This window comes from Novosphingobium sp. BL-S-19 (assembly GCF_055521675.1).
Window position 1 is genome coordinate 1,031,013 of record NZ_CM145498.1, and the last position, 16,713, is coordinate 1,047,725.

Genomic DNA, 16,713 nt, shown 5'->3' on the forward strand with positions numbered 1-16,713 from the left:
CCGAACGCGGATTGACCGAATGCGGAGGTGGCCGGAACCAAAAACGCAAATATGCTGAACCAGCCCCGTCGCCGCATAAGTTCCAGATCCCCGTTCCGGGCCGCGCATCGCCCCTTGCAGGCGGCGATGCGCGGCTTCCCGATGTGTTGCATAGGGATGGGCGCCAAGCGCGGTTACCGTTGAAGGATCGGAAACGCACCTTTCCGTATCTCTGCATGGATCGGCTTTGCTGCGGGTTGGCTCGCGCTGCCGGAATGGTGGCCCGGCGCCAGTCGTCCGGCACGGAAAAGCACGCCCCGTGCATCCAGGCGCCGGCTCGGGCCGGGCCGGGCAATTGATCCGAAACGGCCTAAGAATGCCCTGATTCGAACGAGTCATACGGTTGTCGCAAGGGGCGGACCTGCCGATACAGGCGGGGGCTGCCCGGGAAGCGTTCCCGACGGTCCAGGCGGCTCATCGCCATGGAAACGGAGGCTGCAATGGCGGATCGCAGGGGGAAAATGTCGTCGCACGGGCGTCTGTCCGATGCGGAGGCCGTATGATCCGGGCCCTTGGCCTGTCGCTTGGAGTCATTGGCCTGTTGCTGGGCAACGGCGCCGGGGCGCAGGCGCTTGCGGTACCGGCTGTGGCGGCGGATGCCACCTCGGGTTCGCATGATGCAGCGTCGATCGGATTTCTGACGGCCGATCAGCTGGCCCGCCAATGCCGCGAGGGGACGGCCTTCTCGATCACCTATTGTCTGGCCTTTCTGGCCGGTGTGCATGATTCCATGCGTGCTTATGAGCAATGGCTGGGCCAGCGCGAGTTCTGCGCGCCGCAGGCCGTCAAGCAGCGCGATCTTGGTAACGCCTTCCTGGCATTCGTGGCGGCGCATCCGGAATATCGCGATGGTCTGGCCTCCTCGGTCGCGGTGGTGGCGATGAAGGAGGCTTGGCCTTGTACCACGTCGGATCGCTGAATATCGCTGATGCTGCGGCGCCGCCAGTGGGACGCGCATTCCGTAGGGCCCGACTGGAGTTGGCGCCGGCACTGGCGATGGCGTTGCTGCTGGCGCTGGGTCTGTTAGGGGCGATGCTTACGGTTTCGGGCGGGTTCTGGCCGGGGGATGCGCCGGTAAAGGGCAAGCCGGTCGTGCGCGCTCTGCAAGCAGTGCGACCGCTCGATCCCGAAGGCCTGATCGTGGCCGATCCCGCCCAGATCGAGGCATTGACCCGGTCGCAGGCGCTTGGGCTGAACGCCGCGCGACCGGTTTCCACACTGCCCAATCCGCCCGCGCGGGCATTCATTCTGGCCGGCGATGCGCCCGGTTATGCTCGCGCACTCGCTTGCCTGACTGCTGCGGTCTATTACGAGGCCGCCTATGAGCCCGTCGACGGGCAGCGCGCGGTGGCACAAGTCGTGCTCAATCGCGTGCGCCATCCACTCTATCCGCATACGGTCTGCGGCGTCGTGTTCCAGGGGGCGGAGCGCGCCACCGGGTGCCAGTTCACGTTCACTTGCGACGGTTCGTTGGCGAGGGCACCGGTTCCCGCCGTCTGGGCGCGCGCGCGCGCCGTGGCGCAACGGGCGCTTGCCGGATGGGTCGTGCCCGAAGCCGGACTGTCGACACATTACCATGCCGACTATGTCGTCCCTTATTGGTCCGCGATGCTGGTCAAGACCGCGGTGATCGGCCAGCATGCATTTTACCGGATGCCTGAAGGCTATGGGCGTCCTGCCGCCTTCGTGTCGCGCTATGCGCAAGCGGAGCCGCATGAGGCCTTCGGAATGGCCGCCGCGCTGGCGGGTATGGACGATGCGGCGATCCTGCCTGCCCCGCTTGCCGATGCAGGCAGTGGTGCACGCCCCGTTCTGGACCAGGCCGGTGAGATCGTTGGGCAAAGTGCGCGGCCGGGCGACGCATCGCGGGAAGCACGCGGCGGCGGAAATTCCGCCTCGATGGCGCCGTCCGGAAAGAACGTAGGGCGCTGGGTCGTGGGAATCGATGGCGGTCGCGCGCCGTCCGCGCCAAATATAGTCTATGAATCGACAAATTGATTGGTCGATTTTGAAGCTAACATTTCTTGCCGTTAGTTGGTCGATGCTTGATGTCTTCGCGTAGTGGCGGGCTATTCGTGAGCCCGTTTCAGCATGTTCCCTGAAATCGAGCCGGTGACCGGATATACACGTGAAAGTTATTTTCCGTGTGTCCTCACGTCCTCGGGCCGTGTCGGGGCGCAAAGACTTTCTGGGGGGAAGCGGCGTGACGATCATGGCCATCAGGCCGATCCTGCGGGTTTGCACGGCGGGGGTGGCCACTTGCCTGTCGACGGCATCGCCATGCGCGCTGCATGGACCATCGCCCGAGGCATCTACGCAGGCATCGGCCAGTTCGCCTAACCCGATCCGTTCCGGGGCGACATTCGGGACAGTGCGAACAGTACGCCCCGACGCGATAGTTGAAGCGATGAAAGCATCGGGGGAAGCATCGGGCGCGAGATCGGCCGATCCCGCTATGCCGGCCGGCGCCACCGGCACCGCCGCCACGACCATCGCTGTTCCCGCGCCGCAATCGCCTGGCCTCTATCCCGCACCCCTTTACCGGCTCGATGGGGGCGCGGCGCAGCCGGAGATTCCCGCTCAAGTCACCACGCTGCGTGCGGCGGTTGCGTTGGCTTATGCAACCAACCCGCAGCTTCTTGCCGCACGGGCGGAAGCGCGATCAGCGGATTATGGCTTTGCGCAGGCGCGTTCCGCCTTCGGGCCGGTGTTGTCCGCCTCCGCCAACTATGCCTTCACCCGGTTGCGTGAAGAGACGGCGTCCGGGCCCTTCAGGGGCGCGCAAGGATGGGCCAGCGGCGCGAATCTGGTGCTGTCGCAACCGATCTGGAGCTCGGGCCGTCTCGCCGCCGGGCAGGAGGCGGCGCTGGCAACGTCGCAGTACCGGCGCGAGGCCCTGCGGCTGACGGAAGCGCAAGTGCTGGGAAATGTCGTTTCCGCCTACGTGGCGGTACGGCGCGATACCCAGTCGGTGACGATCGCGCATGAGAATTTGCAGCTGCTGGAACAGCAACTGGAAGAAAATCGGGCCCGCTTTGGCGTCCGCGATCTGACGTTGACCGAACTGGATCAGACGCGCACTCGGCTTGAGCTGGGGCGTGCCCAGCTGCTGCAGGCGCAGGGGCAACTTGGCCTCTCGCAAAAGCAGTTCCTGCAATATGTGGGGGCGCCGCCGGGCGAACTGGCTGCACCCGATGCGCTGGAGATCGGCTTCGCTTCGCTTGAAGACGCCTATGCCTATGCAGAGGTCAACAGCGGCGTAATCGGCGCGGCGCGCGCGAAGGAGCGGATTTCGCGGGCACAGGCCACGGCGGAAAAGGCGGAATATGGCCCAAGCGTCGGGCTGCAGGGCACGTTCGCTTATGCCTCGCAGTCGCCATACAACGATGAATTGCGGTACAGCGAGTTCGTTGGGCAGGTGGTGGTGCGCCAGACGCTGTTCGACAGCGGCCTGCGCCATGCACGGACCCGCGCCGCGCAGGAGGCCAATCAGGCGGACTGGCGTCTGCTCGATTCCGCCTATCGTGACACGCGGGAGGCCGTGGGTTCCTCCTGGGATCAGCTGGCATCGTTGCGCGCGGCACTTGTCAGGTACGGTCTGGCGATCACGGCGGCGGAAGAAGCCTATCAGGGGGCGTTGATCCAGCAGAAGACCGGTGATCTCAACACTCTCGACGTACTGGACCTGGCGCGCGATCTGCTGACATTGCGCAACAGCTACAACGTCACCCAGGCCGATGAGCTGATCACGCGCGCCAACCTGCTGGCGGCGGCGGGATTGCTGGAAGGCCCACGGCTGGTCGTGGACATTGCGCCCTACGATGCGGATGCTCATTTCGAGCGCGTGCGCGATCAGGGGGATATTCCGCTGATAACGCCGATCCTTGCCGGACTGGATTCTTTCCCCAATGGCAATTTGCGGGGGGAGCGCGCCGTGCGGGATGCCGCGGCGGAGACGGCGCTGGGGCCCGCCATGCCCCTACCCCCCCAGCCCGGGCCGTAAATCCGATGGCGCGTTCATGAACTGACGGGGCGGGGCTGGGTCAATGCCTCGATCGCGCGCGGAGGTTGGCCGGGGCGAGGGCCGATCAACCGTTGGCGGAGAAAGCCGATCGACCAGGCAAGGTGCATCACCATGGCTGCCAACCCGGCCCCAGCCGAACAGAAACACCGCTGCAAGAGGCCCAGCGTCAGTCCGTAGCCCAGGCAGAGTGCGGCCCAGATCCCCATGGGGATCGCCAGTATCGCCGCCAGCGGCAGGATCGGGGCAAGGCACAGGCCGACAAGGCCGAGCAGCACGATCGGAGCAATACCGATCGGGATGGCCTGTCGCGGTTTGATGGACACGGCGTGGCGTGTCAGCGTCATCGCCCGTCCCCGGCCATAGCCGCGATATTGGCGGAACAGCGCGACAGGCGTTCCGCGCGGCCAGTACCCCAGCGCCAGCGAGGGCTCCAGCCAGATCCGTCCGCCTGTCGCGGCAAGGCGCAAATCGAATTCGGCATCCTCATTGTGTGAAAAGCTCTCGTCGTAACCGCCGATCTGCCGGAACAGTGCAAGGTCGACGAGGGCGTGATGACCATGATCGACGAAACGGCCCGCCCCGATCCTGCGATGCGCCGAACCGCCGTTGCCCAGCACCGAATTCTGCGCCGCCGCCGCCGCCTTCTGGAAGCATCCGCTGCCCTGTGTGACCATCGGCACGACGACCGATGCGGCGCCCTGCCGCAGCGCGGTATCGATCAGGCCGGCAACGTAGCCGGAGGGGTAAATACAATGCGCATCGATCCGCACCAGCCATCGGTGCCCGGCGGAATGGCGCGCGGCCGCCAGATTCATTCCTGCACTTTGCACACGTCCAGGATTGTCCAGCAGGATAAGGTTCGTGTGGGTGGCAGCATGGCGGGCCACGATCGCACGGCTGGCATCGGTGCTGCCGCCATCGGCGACGATCACCGTGGCGCCCGGGTTCTCGCGCAGAAGAGTGTCCAGCAGCGCAGGCAGATGATCTTCTTCGTTGAGGCACGGGATGACGATCAGAACACCCATCATGCCACCCCCAGAACGGTTTTGCCGATGGCGCGGGCCTGCGCGTCATCCATGACCACGGCCTGGCGCGGGATCCGTGCCGCCGTCTCGCGCAGACGGGCGAAGCCCTCTGCAGAGAGACTGGCCAACCAATCGGGCAGTTCGCGTTCCGGCGCCTTGGTCAGGACTCCCGCGTCATGCCGGGCCAGCCATTCGCCCGTGGCCACGTTCGCCAGCGCGATGGGCACGGCACCGTGGGCGAGGCTTTCGTAAAGTCGGTTCGGCAGAAGCCAGGCGGAATTTAGCCCCTCCTCGAAATAATCGATCGACCATGCAAAATGGACCTGCCCATAAAGGCCCGGCAGATCCTCCGCGCGGTAGCCCCCAAGGAAGGAGACCCCCGGCGCGCCCGCGATTTCGGCCGCGAAGTCGTGGAATATATCCGGGGAGGGGCGACCGGCGATCAACACTTCCACTGTTCCGGGGCAGGCGGACGCAATTGCGCGGAGCAAATCGAGCGAACGGCGGCAGCGGAGCATCCCGAACCAGCCGATTCGCCATGGCGGGCCCATCGCCGCCGGTATGGCAGTCGGTTCGGCTGTCCGGCCCGATGCGGGCAATCCGCAGGGGACAAGGTTTTCGACGAGGGCGATCTCCCCCGTCCAGCCACGCCGTTCGCGAAAATAGCGGTCGCGGAAGGCCGGTGCGCTGACAACTACCAGATCGACGCCGCGCATCGCCCAGCCCTCCACGCTGCGCAGCAGACGCGAAGCCGGGCCGTGCCCCAGCAGCAACCGGTGAATGTCCAGGCATTCGTAGACGAGCCGCTGATCCGGCCGCCTGACCCGCGCCGCAAGCACCAGCGTTTCCAGATTGCGGGCAACGATTACATGCGCGTCGGTTGTCACCCGCCGCAATCGGGCCGGGGTCAGCCATTGACGCAGGACGCTGCACAATCGCGCCAGCAAGGCGCCGTCGCGCGTGTGGCCTAGCGGCTCCGCCGCCAACCCCTCCACGTCGGCGGGAGGTTTTCGGACCCGATGGAAGCCCGCCAGCCGAACGGCCGCACCGGCCGAACGCAACAGGTCGATACGGCGCCGGACGGCTGCATCGCCAAGGTCGTGGACGATGTAGGTCAGTGGCACCTCGTCCGGCTCTGGCGCATCGATAGCCGCGGCAAGAGATATGTCGGTGAAGGGGCAGGGTGCGGCCAAGGCGGGATTGTTCATGGTCGGCGGCCTCCATCGCTCTCGTGGGGCGATGATAGGCGGCGCGGGATGCCGCGTGCGGGCGACTGAGTCCGTTGTGGCGGGGAACCGGGACTGTCGCGCCAAGGCATGGGACCCGCGCATCGCCGTGGGCGATACCGATCCATGCGGATCGGAGTGCCGGTGCGTGCTCAGAGGGCGGATTGGCGTGGGAAGGATAGCGAAGGGTGGAAGACGCGAAAACCTCCGGATCGGAGGCATTGTCCAGCGCAATGCCGCCGATCCCGGGCACATTGCGCGCATGGTGGCGGGCATCTCCGGCTCGTGTCGTGGAGGATCAGCGAAAAGCGATGAGGGACAGGCATGTCGTTTTCATCAGTCGCCAGCGCATTGTCGGGGCGACCAACGGCAGTTCCACGTATCTGCTGGACCTGGCCCGGGCAGTGCGCAAGGCGGGCATGGTGCCGCACCTGCTTCAGCCGTCGCCCGGTGTGGCGGGGCGCTGGCCGGTGCTGTCGATGCGGCCGGAGATGGCGGTGTTCGAAAGTCATCGCATCCGCGGGCTGGCGCGCGTGGGACGCCATTTCGCGGTATTGCAGCCGGGTGTTTATCTGGTGATCGCGCTGGCTCTGTTGCGGCGGCTGGCGCGCATGTTGGGAGTCGATGCCGGCTGGACCACCGATCGGCCTATGCCCTATGCCATCGCCCAGCCATGGACCATGGCCGACCATCGCTGGCTGCGCGGCGCGGCCCGGAAGGTGGGCAATGGCGCGGGGCCGCACCTTGCCATTGCCGACTACATGTTCTGCACGGAAGGCTTCGGCGATGTGCCCGGCGTGCCTACCGCAATCGTTATGCACGACCTGTTTCACGCCCGAACCGGCGGAACGACGGATTCCGTACCGATTGTCGATAGGGAGGTCGAAATTGCGCTGCTGGCGCGTGCCGAGGCGGTGCTGGCGATACAGGCGAGCGAGGCGGAATTCCTGCGACGCAACCTGCCCGGTATCGAAACCATCCTGACCCCAATGGCCGCGCGGCCGGTACCGGTGGGAGCGCCCGGCGAAAGCGGGCACTTGTTGTTCGTGGGCAGCAACACCGCGCCGAACGTGGTCGGGCTGGAATGGTTCTGCCGGCATGTCTGGCCGCAAGTCAGGGCTGCACGACCGGGCGCGGTGTTGAATGTCGCCGGTACGGTGGCACGCGGGGTCACGGGCCTTGTGCCGGAAGGCGTGCGCCTTTTGGGGCTGGTGGACGATCTTGGCCCGCTCTATGCGCGCGCTGCGGTCGTGATTTCGCCACTTACCTTCGGTTCCGGGCTGAAGATCAAGCTGGTGGAGGCGATGGCTCAGGGCAAGGCGATAGTCGCCACGCCGGTGACTCTGGAGGGGGTGGAGGCGATCTGTTCAGGCGCGGTGCGCGTGGCCGATACGCCGGAACAGTTCGCCGCGGCAGTGATCGCGCTGGACGGCGATCCGGCGGCGCGGCAGGCGTTAGCCGATGCGGCGCGGCAAGTTGTCGTAGATCATTTCGGCGCGGAAAGGTGCCATGCCGGTTTCGCGGCATGGCTGGCGCGAAGCAGCGGGGAGAGTGACGGGGCGCGAAGCCCCGATCACCCGCCGATAGCCGCGCCTCAGAAGGCCGCGGTGGCCGAGAACAACACGGTCGATCCGGCGATCGACGATCCGTTCTTGGTCGAGGAGAAGTTGGGGTAGAGGTACGCGCTTTCCGACTTCGAGATGTCGGTATCGACATAGGCCACGCCCAGCGTTACCGGGCCCAGCGCCAGGTCGGCGCCGATCAGCCAGTCCAGATACTCGCCCGTGGGCGCCACGCTGGTGCCGTTGGGGCCAAGGCCTGAGTTGCCGTTGGAATAGCCGAAGTGGCCCTTCACGGTCAGCGGCGTGTCCGGAATGCCGGCGCTGGCGTCTGCCCACATGTAGAAGTTGTCCGACTTGGCGCCGGGGTTGCCGATACCGTCCGCATAGTCCGCCCCGCTGGCGTAGACTTTGCCCAGCGCTTCCTGCTTGGGCGCATAGGCCACACCCACCAGCACGCTGGCCGGGCCCAGATCGCCGGAAAGCTTCACGTAAGGCTCTGCGAAGTCCGTCTTGCTGGCGCCGCCCGGATACATGTACCAGGTGAGGCCCACGTCCACCTTCAGGCCGCTCATCACCTCGGTCGAGTAACCGGCGATCAGGTCCAGTTCCATGTTGGAACCGCCGAAGGTGCCCCAGCCCGAAAGGTTCGAACCCCAGGTGCCGACGTAGATGCCGCTTTCATGGGTGACGGTGGCGCCGGCCTGCACGGCCATTTCCTTGTCCGTCTGCGAGACGCCGCGGAAGCGGTAATCGGTGACGAGCGCGGCGCTGCCCGAGACGGTGATCGCCTTGGGTGCTTCTTCCTGCGCGAAAGCGGGGGTGGCGCAAGCGGCGCCCAACAGGCCCAGCAGGCCGGTGGCAAGACGGTAATTCATAATCGGAACGCCCTCATGTTTCGATTTGGTCGCGTTCCTTCCTGCGTCCGGCAGCCGGACCGCGCATGCGTGGCGGGCCCGTTTCGTGCCGGAAATTGCTGCTTACCGGCGGGGGGTGTCCGGCGGCTTGCCGTTTCGTGACAAAGTATTGCTGATGGCCGGGCTGTGAGACGGGTGCGGAGGGCGCAAAAAAACCGGACGGCCCGAATGGGAAAGGCCGCCCGGTAAGGAGTAGTGGAGAGTGAGGGTCTCCACCGGTCTGTCTGGTCGGGCCGTCAGGCCATCAGCGCATCACGCCGCGATCGGCAGCGGCCGCAGGATGGCCTCGGGCCCGGTCACTGTATCGGCCTGTCCACTCTGGCGACGGCGGCCGAGCCATTCGCGGATGGTTTCCGCCGTCGTGTGGTCCATCACCTTCACCTGATGCAGGTCGAGGTGGACCGGCTTGTGGTGCGGCATCTTCTCCAGCACGTTGTTCAGGCGGGTAAGGCCCAGGAACGTCGCGCCGCCGCCCAGTTCAAGGCGGGTCTGCTCGTCGCTGTCATGCTCCTGCACCTTCAGGCGCAGGTTCTTGGCATGGGGCAGCAGTTCCACCAGCGTCAGGGCAAGGCCCGCGAGAACGCCGGTGAGCAGGTCGGTCGTCACCACCAGCACGAAAGTCACGGCCCAGATCACGGCGGGGAATGCGCCGTAGGAGTGGAACAAGTGACGCACGTGGGTGAGGTTCACGAGCTTCCAGCCGGTGACGACCAGCACGCCGCCCAGCGCCGCCATCGGCACTTCGCGCAGCAGCCAGGGCAGCAGCGCGACGAAGGCGAGGATCCAGACGCCGTGAAGAATCGTCGAAAGACGGGTCTTCGCGCCGGCCTGTACGTTGGCGGAGCTGCGGACGATCACGCCGGTCATCGGCAGGGCGCCGAAAATGCCGCAGAGCAGGTTGCCGATGCCCTGTGCGCGCAGTTCCTTGTCATACTTGGTGCGCTCACCATCGTGCATCCGGTCAACCGCGGCGGCCGAAAGCAGCGTTTCGGCGCTGGCGATGAAGGCGATGGCAAGGGCCGCCACGATCAGCGCGGGCTGCGCGAGCGGGGCGAACCACGCGGTGCTGGTGGGCAGCGCGAAAGCGGCGCCGATCGATTCGGGCACGGCGATGCGTGCGACGTTGAGGCCAAGGCCCCAGGCAACGAGCGTTGCCGCCATCACGCCCAACAGCGCGCCGGGGACGAGGCCGAGGTTCTTCGGGCGCAGCTTTTCCCAGCCGATCATCACGCCGATGGTCAGCAGGCCGAGCATCAAGGCCAGTTCGGTGGAAGCGATGTTGGTGGGATCGAGGCCGAGGACGCGTGCAGGCATCATCGCGATGTTTTCCAGCCCGCTCGACATCGGCTTCTGGTCGAAGAGGATGTGAAACTGGCCGATCACGATCAGCGCGCCGATACCGGCAAGCATGCCGTGGACCACTGCCGGGCTGATCGCGCGGAACAGGCCGCCCAAGCGCAGGACGCCGGCAACGATCTGCAACACGCCGGCCAGCAGCAGCACGGGGCCGAGCGCTTCGAGGCCGTGCTCACGCACGAATTCGAAGACAATGACGGCAAGGCCAGCGGCGGGGCCGCTGACCTGAAGCGGCGAGCCGGCCAGAAGGCCGACCACAAGGCCGCCGATGATGCCGGTGACGAGGCCCTTTTCAGGCGGCACGCCAGAGGCGATGGCGATGCCCATGCAGAGCGGCATCGCGACCAGGAACACCACGATGGACGCGGTGAAGTCCCGGCCGAAGTGGGCGAAAAGCCCACTCCGTTCCGTGGTGGCGGCGGAGTTCACTCTGCCGCCTCTGCGAATTCGGTGGCGGTGCGGGTCTTGGCAGCCAGCGCGACCGGCAGCGGGCTGCCTTCGCGCAGCGGCACGAACTGGCCGGTGTCACCGTCGAGGCCAAGGACCTGACCGGCGTGGATGTCCACGAACCAGCCGTGCAGCGTCATTTCGCCGCGGGCGATGGCAGCGGCGACCGAGGGGTGGGTGCGCAGGTGCGCGATCTGGGCAATGATGTTCTCAAGGCTGATGGCGCGCGCGCGCTCTTCGCCGTCGAGGTGGCCGTGGCAGGTGCTCACGATGTGCTCGGCAGCGGCGCCGTGCTTCAGCCAGGCGGCGACGTTCGGCATGGCTTCCAGGCCGGTCGGATCGCTCAGCGCCTTCATCGCGCCGCAGCCCGAGTGGCCGCTGATGATGATGTCACGCACGCCCAGCGCCGCAACGGCATATTCCACCGTCGAGGTGACGCCGCCATTCTGCGTGGCATAGGGCGGGACCATGTTGCCGGCGTTGCGGCAGACGAACAAGTCACCGGGCTGCGCCTGCATGATCTGCTCGGGCACGATTCGCGAATCGGCGCAGGAGATCATCAGCGCCTTCGGCTCCTGACCGTGCGTGGTCAGCTTGCCGAACAGCTCGCTGCTCGCGGGGAAAATGGTCTTCTCGAAATGGAAGACGCGGCCAATCAGCTCGTTCACTCTCGTTACCTTTCCAGACAGGGCGCCCCGCGCGCATCGAAGGGGGTGGAGACGCGCGCGAAGCTTGTAGGAAAGGTATGGATGGTCGTTTTCGGCCATCGTGCGCGTTTGTCAGGAAATGTTGCTGCGGTGCAGCAGGAGCGGGTTCGTCGTGCGGGGAGGGCGGCTTGGACCTCGGGCTTGCGAATGCCGACACCATTGTAATTATTTGAGCGCACCGTACCGTGGGCGGATGAAGTTCAGGCCTATAGCCATAATACTCATGGGTGGGCTGACGGCGCTTGCCGTACCAGCTGGGGCTTGTCGCTATAAGTTGCAGCCGGAAGAACGCTTGGCTAACGCTTATCGAACTGGCGCAGTTTCTTCGGTCGTACTCGTTCGCGTCACTGAGGCAACATATACGGGGGATGTTGTCGGGGAAGTCGGGCCGTGGGTCGCCACTGCAACGGTCGAAAAACATCGCAAGGGTTCGTATCCGGCGAAGACTGTTCGCTTTCATGACGAGTTGACCGATTGCGACGATTGGCACCCCATCGCCAAAGTCGGGGAGCTATGGGTGATCTATTTTTGGAAGGACCCTGATGGGGATGAGCGGGTATGGGCGTCTTATCCCGTGGCGGAAGCGGACAGGGCTGAATCGCTCGTTTTTCCGAGTCCGTTCGTTATGCCAGATACACCTCGCTGACAACTGGCCGGTTCATGGGGCCATTACGAACGCTGAGTAATCATTCTGGCGAAGTTGGTGATCGCGCTTCGCTTACACGGGGCTAAGCCGCCTCCAGCGGCAACCTGATCGTCGCTCTCAACCCGCCTTCGGCGCGGTTGCGCAAGTCCAGCGTGCCTCCTTCCAGCCGCACCGCCTTGCGCACGATCGGCAGGCCGAGGCCCATGCCGGCAGTGTCGCGGGCGCGGGCAGTGTCGAGGCGGACGAAAGGTTGCAGCGCGTCGGGAATGCGGTCCTCGGGAATGCCGGGGCCGTCATCCTCTACGGTGATCTCGGCCGCTCCGCCGTCGCGCCGCAGCGAGACGCGGACGTTGCCGCCGTAATGCAGCGCATTCTCGATCAGGTTGGACAGCGCGCGGCGAATCGAGACCGGGCGGGCCATGATCTCAAGGCTGGGCAGGCCCGAATAGGTCGCGTCCGCGCCGCGATCGGCGGCGGTGTCGACCAGCGTTTCGGCCATGACCGCAAGGTCGATGCGCTCGGCCGGGATATTGGCGCCGCCGGTATCGACATAGGCCTGAATCGAATCGAGCAGCAGACGCATCTCCTCGATATCGTGGTCCAGTCCTTCGCGCACTTCGGGATCGACATCGCCGTCGTCCAGCCGCAGCCGCATACGGGCGAGCGGGGTCTTCAGGTCATGCCCGATCGCCAGCATCGTATGCGTGCGGTCCTGCAGGGATTGGTGGATGCGCTCCTGCATCTCGTTCATCGCCCGGATCAGCTCGCGCATTTCCTCAGGCCCGTGCTCCGGCACCAGCTTGGGCGGTCCGGCGCCGAGATGGCGGGTGGCGCGCACCAGTGAGCGCAGCGGATTGAGCGCGGCGCGCAGCAGCAGCCAGGCGAGCGAGATCAGCAGCAGCGTCGGCACCAGCAGGCTGGCCATGCGGCCGGCGGTCAGCGTCCAGGCGGCGCGGGCATGGGTGCGGAACGAGACGAGGCTGTCGTCGTTGAGCCGCAGCGATCCGCCGATATTGCCGCGCCCCGGAATGGTTTCGAGATGCAGTTCAAGGTCTGCGTGGGCCAGCTCGGGCTGGATGGCGACGACTTGCGCGCGCAAGTTCGCCAGCCCCAGCGATCCGCGATGGCGCTGCGACGGGGCCGACCATTCCAGCACGAAGCGCTTGGTGGAGAGCGCTTGCGTCACATGGGCGCGCTCGCTGCCCGGCGCACGCTCTATGGCGCGGCGGGCGAGGACAAGGTTTTCGGCAATACGCTCCGCGTCGTCACGGTGCAGTTCGAACGAGCTGGCCCGCTCGAACAGCACGGTATTGGCGATGAAATCGACCGCGACGACCAGCAGCAGGACCGCGATCAGGCGCTCGACCAGCCCGAATCGCCCGAAACGGCGTGATCCGGGCTTATTCATCAGGCGCGCGTGACCTCGGCCTTGAACATGTAGCCGACGCCGCGCACGGTGACGATCGGCGGTTCGGCGCCGTCGGCCTGCAGCTTGCGGCGCAGGCGGCTGACCAACACGTCCACGCTACGGTCCGAACTGTCGCCCAGACGCGCGCGGGAGAGTTCGATCAGACGCTCACGGCCCAGCACGCGCTGCGGATAGGCCAGGAAAGTGGCCAGCAGGTCGAACTCCGCGCCGGTCAGGTCGACCATCGCGCCGGTGGGCGAACGCAATTCGCGCCGCGCCATGGAGAGCGTCCAGCCATCGAAGTAAATTGCTTCGGGCATGCGGCCGTCGGCCACGCCATCGGCGGTCGGGGCGTCCATACCGGTATTGTTGCCGCCGCGTCGCAGCACGGCGCTGACACGTGCCGCCAGTTCGCGGGTGCTGAACGGCTTGGCAAGGTAATCGTCCGCGCCCAGTTCAAGGCCCAGCACGCGGTCTTCTTCGCTGCCACGGGCGCTGACGAAGATCACGGGGACATCGCTTTCGCGGCGCAGGCGGCGGAACAGGTCAAAGCCGCTGGTGCCGGGCAGCATGACGTCCAGCACTACAAGGCTGACGGGGCCTTCGCGCAGCGTGACCCACATTTCGGCGCCGGTGGCGGCGGTGAGGACGTTGAAGCCGGTCTGCCGCAGCGCGCGAGCGGTCAGGGTCCGCAGCGGGCCGTCGTCCTCGACTAGCAGGATCGTGGGGGTGGACATGGGTGCTTCGTCGAGGTGGCGGTAAATCGGGGCGACACTCTGGGTCATGATCTCGTCGTCTGATGACTGTAGGGGGAGGGGCGACGATTGGCAAATCCAACGGCGTGGGAAACGGTCAGCGAACCGCTTCCCCGCCATTTGCCAGTAAGGCGGGCCGGGGTTGCAGCGTCTCTACCACGGAGGAGAGACCGGCAAACTCGGCCGGGTGGATGGAGGCGTGGAACGTGCGGCCGATGCTGTCGCGGAAGGCCAGCGGCACCGGAGTGGTGCTTTCGGCCATGCGCGCAACGGCGTCGGTCGGCACGTCGAAGGCATAGTGCACGCGGGTGGTGCAGGCCGTGACCAGCGCGTCCTGCGCGGGGCAGCGTTCCGGCTGACGCTCGACATGGGCGAGCGTGGCTTCGGCCGGCGTGCCGTCCACTTCGAAGGCAAGCCCGGTCAGCGACCGGGCAAGGCCCGCGTGCGTCATTTCCTGCCAGAGCTGCCAGCGCACCGTGCCGCTTTCGCGGTCGACATGGGCGCGCAGATGGGCGGGGCCGACTTCCACCGAGCGTGATGCCGCCCAGCCGTGGCCGGGCTTGCCGGGCCGATGGGTGCTGGCCAGCACGTGGGGCAGGGCGGGATCGTCGATGACCGCGGCCTGCGCGGCAAAGTCCTGCGCATTCGGCGTCACGACGTCACGTGCGGTGGCCTGTCCCGCGAGGAAAAGCGCGGGCACGCCCAGAATGCCGGTTATGCCCGCGCGGAGCGAAATCACCGGGCGCGCTCGTTGGCGGCCAGTGTCTGGGTACCGGCGGCGGCCTCGGTCTGGGCCAGCGCTTCGGCCTTGGCATTGGCCTGCGCAGTGCGGTGGCGGCAATCGCGGCCCTTGCTGGGTTCCGGATGGCAGGCGGCGGGCGCCGAAGAGGTGGTCTTCGCCTTGGGGGCGGGAACGGCAAGGTTGCCCTTCAGATGGGCAACGGTCTCATTGGCAATCGCAGCGCCCGGCAGGGCGAGCGAGAGAGCGGCAATAGCGGCGAAAACGGGGAACTTGGTCACTTTTCAGGTCTCCAAAGACGTGCGATGGGCCTGAATGTGGGGGAGGCGCGTGTCTTGCTTCGTACCCGTTTGTAACGAAGCATTGCTGGCGCGAAACTATCAGAAACAGTTCAGCAACACACTTGCGCGAGCGGGATTTTTCGCTTCCCCCGGGAGGGGTTGTCTTACGCTGTCTGTATGAAGGGAAAAGGCTGAAACCGAATGCCGCATGGCGGAGACGGAGGGATTCGAACCCTCGGTACCCCCTTAAGGGTACGACGGTTTAGCAAACCGCTGGTTTCAGCCACTCACCCACGTCTCCGTGATGCGGCTAGGAGGCGCCCTATAACGAGGGGATTTCGGTCGGGCAAGGGGGGCTTTTGCCGTATTTGCGCATTTCCCGAAATGCTTGGCCAAATGCCTGTGGACTGTTTGCGGCGGCGGATTGTTTCCGCGCGCCAGTGCGCCGATTCGGTCTGCCGTGATTTGGACTCGCCCTGCCGCCCGTTCATTGCAGGGTCAGGCGGGGTGGATTCTCTTGTGAGCTGCCGCAATGCGCCGCCCCCGGTGCTTGCGTGCCGGGTTCGCATATTCAGGGGAGCGAGGGAAATGCCAGTCAAAACGCCAGCAGAAGGACGCCGCATGCGCGTCGCCGTGGGGATCGCCATGATGGTGGCGGGGCTCGCCGCGCCGCTCGGATCGGCCATGGCGCAAGTGACCACGGTCGATCCCGACGCGGCGATCGATTCCGATATCGGCACGCCGCCGACCACCTATTCGCAGACGCAGCAGGTGCCGGAACAGACGCCGGTGGAACCGCAGGGCAACGGCATGCCGGTGGATCAAGGGCGTACCGCGCCGGCCGCGCCTGTCACCGCGCCGGGGCCTGCCAGCAGTTCGGATACCTATCATCAGGACGATCTGATCGGTGCTGCCGAAGGCGTGTTCGGCAAGGGCGCCAAGGGTCTGGCCGGGCTGATCCAGGATCTGCTCAAGAAGCAGGGCGAGCCCAACGGCTATATCGTCGGCCGAGAGGCGGGCGGCGCTTTCGCCGTGGGCCTGCGTTATGGTTCGGGCACGCTCTATCACAAAGTGGAGGGCGAACAGCCGGTCTACTGGACCGGCCCGTCGCTGGGCTTCGATGCGGGCGCGAATGCGGGCAATGCCTTCGTGCTGGTGTACAACCTCTATGACAGCGAAGACCTTTACCATCGCTTCGGCGCGGGTGAGGGGCAGGCCTATCTCGTGGGCGGGTTCACCGTCAGCTATCTGCGCCGCGGCAACGTGGTTCTGATCCCGGTTCGTGCCGGCGCCGGTCTGCGTTTGGGTGCGAACATCGGCTACATGAAGTTCTCGCACAAGCAGAACTGGCTGCCGTTCTAAGAATATAGGCGTTCCGTTTCAGGGACGTGTTCGTAAGACATACGGCCTGCATTAATCCATCGTCGCCCCCGCGCAGGCGGGGGCCCCGCTTCCTTCTGCAACCTCTCGTGTGCCGCAAGAAAAGCGGGATCCCCGCCTTTGCGGGGATGACGAATGAGTAGGCTGGGAATAGCGGAGCGGTTTAACTTGTGTCCTGCCTTCTCGCTTTGAAGGGGCGGGCAA

Annotated in this window: 14 protein-coding genes and 1 tRNA gene; 5 read left to right on the forward strand and 10 right to left on the reverse strand. The window is 65.9% G+C overall.

Features of this window, described 5'->3' with window-relative positions; genetic code table 11:
- Positions 1-538 precede the first annotated feature (538 nt).
- The 3 genes from ACZ1JV_RS13235 (at position 539) to ACZ1JV_RS13245 (ending at position 4,042) form a co-directional block, all read left to right on the forward strand.
- Positions 539-958: a Rap1a/Tai family immunity protein gene (locus ACZ1JV_RS13235; protein ID WP_465151906.1), complete on the forward strand. Its 420-nt coding sequence runs from the start codon at positions 539-541 to the stop codon at positions 956-958.
- Complete coding sequence (locus tag ACZ1JV_RS13240) at positions 937-2,037, forward strand: cell wall hydrolase (protein WP_465151907.1); 1,101 nt, start codon at positions 937-939, stop codon at positions 2,035-2,037. Before ACZ1JV_RS13235 ends, ACZ1JV_RS13240 begins: the two co-directional genes overlap by 22 nt.
- A gap of 409 nt (positions 2,038-2,446) precedes the next feature.
- Positions 2,447-4,042: a TolC family protein gene (locus ACZ1JV_RS13245; protein ID WP_465151908.1), complete on the forward strand. Its 1,596-nt coding sequence runs from the start codon at positions 2,447-2,449 to the stop codon at positions 4,040-4,042.
- 14 nt (positions 4,043-4,056) lie between these two features.
- Here ACZ1JV_RS13245 and ACZ1JV_RS13250 read toward each other — a convergent pair whose 3' ends face one another.
- Positions 4,057-5,091: a glycosyltransferase family 2 protein gene (locus ACZ1JV_RS13250; protein ID WP_465151909.1), complete on the reverse strand. Its 1,035-nt coding sequence runs from the start codon at positions 5,089-5,091 to the stop codon at positions 4,057-4,059.
- Complete coding sequence (locus ACZ1JV_RS13255) at positions 5,088-6,296, reverse strand: glycosyltransferase family protein (RefSeq protein WP_465151910.1); 1,209 nt, start codon at positions 6,294-6,296, stop codon at positions 5,088-5,090. The genes ACZ1JV_RS13250 and ACZ1JV_RS13255 overlap by 4 nt, the downstream gene beginning before the upstream one ends.
- A 329-nt stretch (positions 6,297-6,625) precedes the next feature.
- Between ACZ1JV_RS13255 and ACZ1JV_RS13260 the strand changes: the two genes are divergently transcribed.
- Entirely contained in the window at positions 6,626-7,990 is a 1,365-nt protein-coding gene (locus ACZ1JV_RS13260; protein ID WP_465151911.1) for a glycosyltransferase, read from the forward strand.
- Here ACZ1JV_RS13260 and ACZ1JV_RS13265 read toward each other — a convergent pair.
- The 8 genes from ACZ1JV_RS13265 to ACZ1JV_RS13300 form a co-directional block, all read right to left on the reverse strand.
- Complete coding sequence (locus ACZ1JV_RS13265; RefSeq protein ID WP_465151912.1) at positions 7,909-8,751, reverse strand: TorF family putative porin; 843 nt, start codon at positions 8,749-8,751, stop codon at positions 7,909-7,911. The two genes, ACZ1JV_RS13260 and ACZ1JV_RS13265, sit on opposite strands and share 82 nt — an antisense overlap.
- Positions 8,752-9,042: 291 nt before the next feature.
- The gene (locus ACZ1JV_RS13270) at positions 9,043-10,575 is read right to left on the reverse strand and encodes a SulP family inorganic anion transporter (protein WP_465151913.1); all 1,533 of its coding nucleotides are present in this window, start codon (positions 10,573-10,575) and stop codon (positions 9,043-9,045) included.
- Positions 10,572-11,261, reverse strand: coding sequence for a carbonic anhydrase (locus ACZ1JV_RS13275; RefSeq protein ID WP_465151914.1), 690 nt, complete (start codon positions 11,259-11,261; stop codon positions 10,572-10,574). The genes ACZ1JV_RS13270 and ACZ1JV_RS13275 overlap by 4 nt, the downstream gene beginning before the upstream one ends.
- Positions 11,262-12,028: 767 nt before the next feature.
- The gene (locus tag ACZ1JV_RS13280; protein WP_465151915.1) at positions 12,029-13,354 is read right to left on the reverse strand and encodes an ATP-binding protein; all 1,326 of its coding nucleotides are present in this window, start codon (positions 13,352-13,354) and stop codon (positions 12,029-12,031) included.
- The gene (locus tag ACZ1JV_RS13285; protein ID WP_465152565.1) at positions 13,354-14,091 is read right to left on the reverse strand and encodes a response regulator transcription factor; all 738 of its coding nucleotides are present in this window, start codon (positions 14,089-14,091) and stop codon (positions 13,354-13,356) included. The genes ACZ1JV_RS13280 and ACZ1JV_RS13285 overlap by 1 nt, the downstream gene beginning before the upstream one ends.
- A gap of 115 nt (positions 14,092-14,206) precedes the next feature.
- Positions 14,207-14,848 (reverse strand): hypothetical protein, encoded by a 642-nt coding sequence (locus ACZ1JV_RS13290; RefSeq protein ID WP_465151916.1) that lies wholly within the window; start codon positions 14,846-14,848, stop codon positions 14,207-14,209.
- Entirely contained in the window at positions 14,845-15,129 is a 285-nt protein-coding gene (locus tag ACZ1JV_RS13295) for a hypothetical protein (RefSeq protein WP_465151917.1), read from the reverse strand. The genes ACZ1JV_RS13290 and ACZ1JV_RS13295 overlap by 4 nt, the downstream gene beginning before the upstream one ends.
- Positions 15,130-15,338: 209 nt before the next feature.
- Positions 15,339-15,430: transfer RNA gene (locus tag ACZ1JV_RS13300), tRNA-Ser, on the reverse strand.
- A 320-nt stretch (positions 15,431-15,750) separates the two neighbouring features.
- Between ACZ1JV_RS13300 and ACZ1JV_RS13305 the strand changes: the two genes are divergently transcribed.
- Positions 15,751-16,491 carry a DUF1134 domain-containing protein gene (locus ACZ1JV_RS13305; RefSeq protein ID WP_465137592.1) on the forward strand — a complete coding sequence of 247 codons (741 nt, stop codon included), beginning with the start codon at positions 15,751-15,753 and terminating at the stop codon, positions 16,489-16,491.
- Positions 16,492-16,713 lie beyond the last annotated feature (222 nt).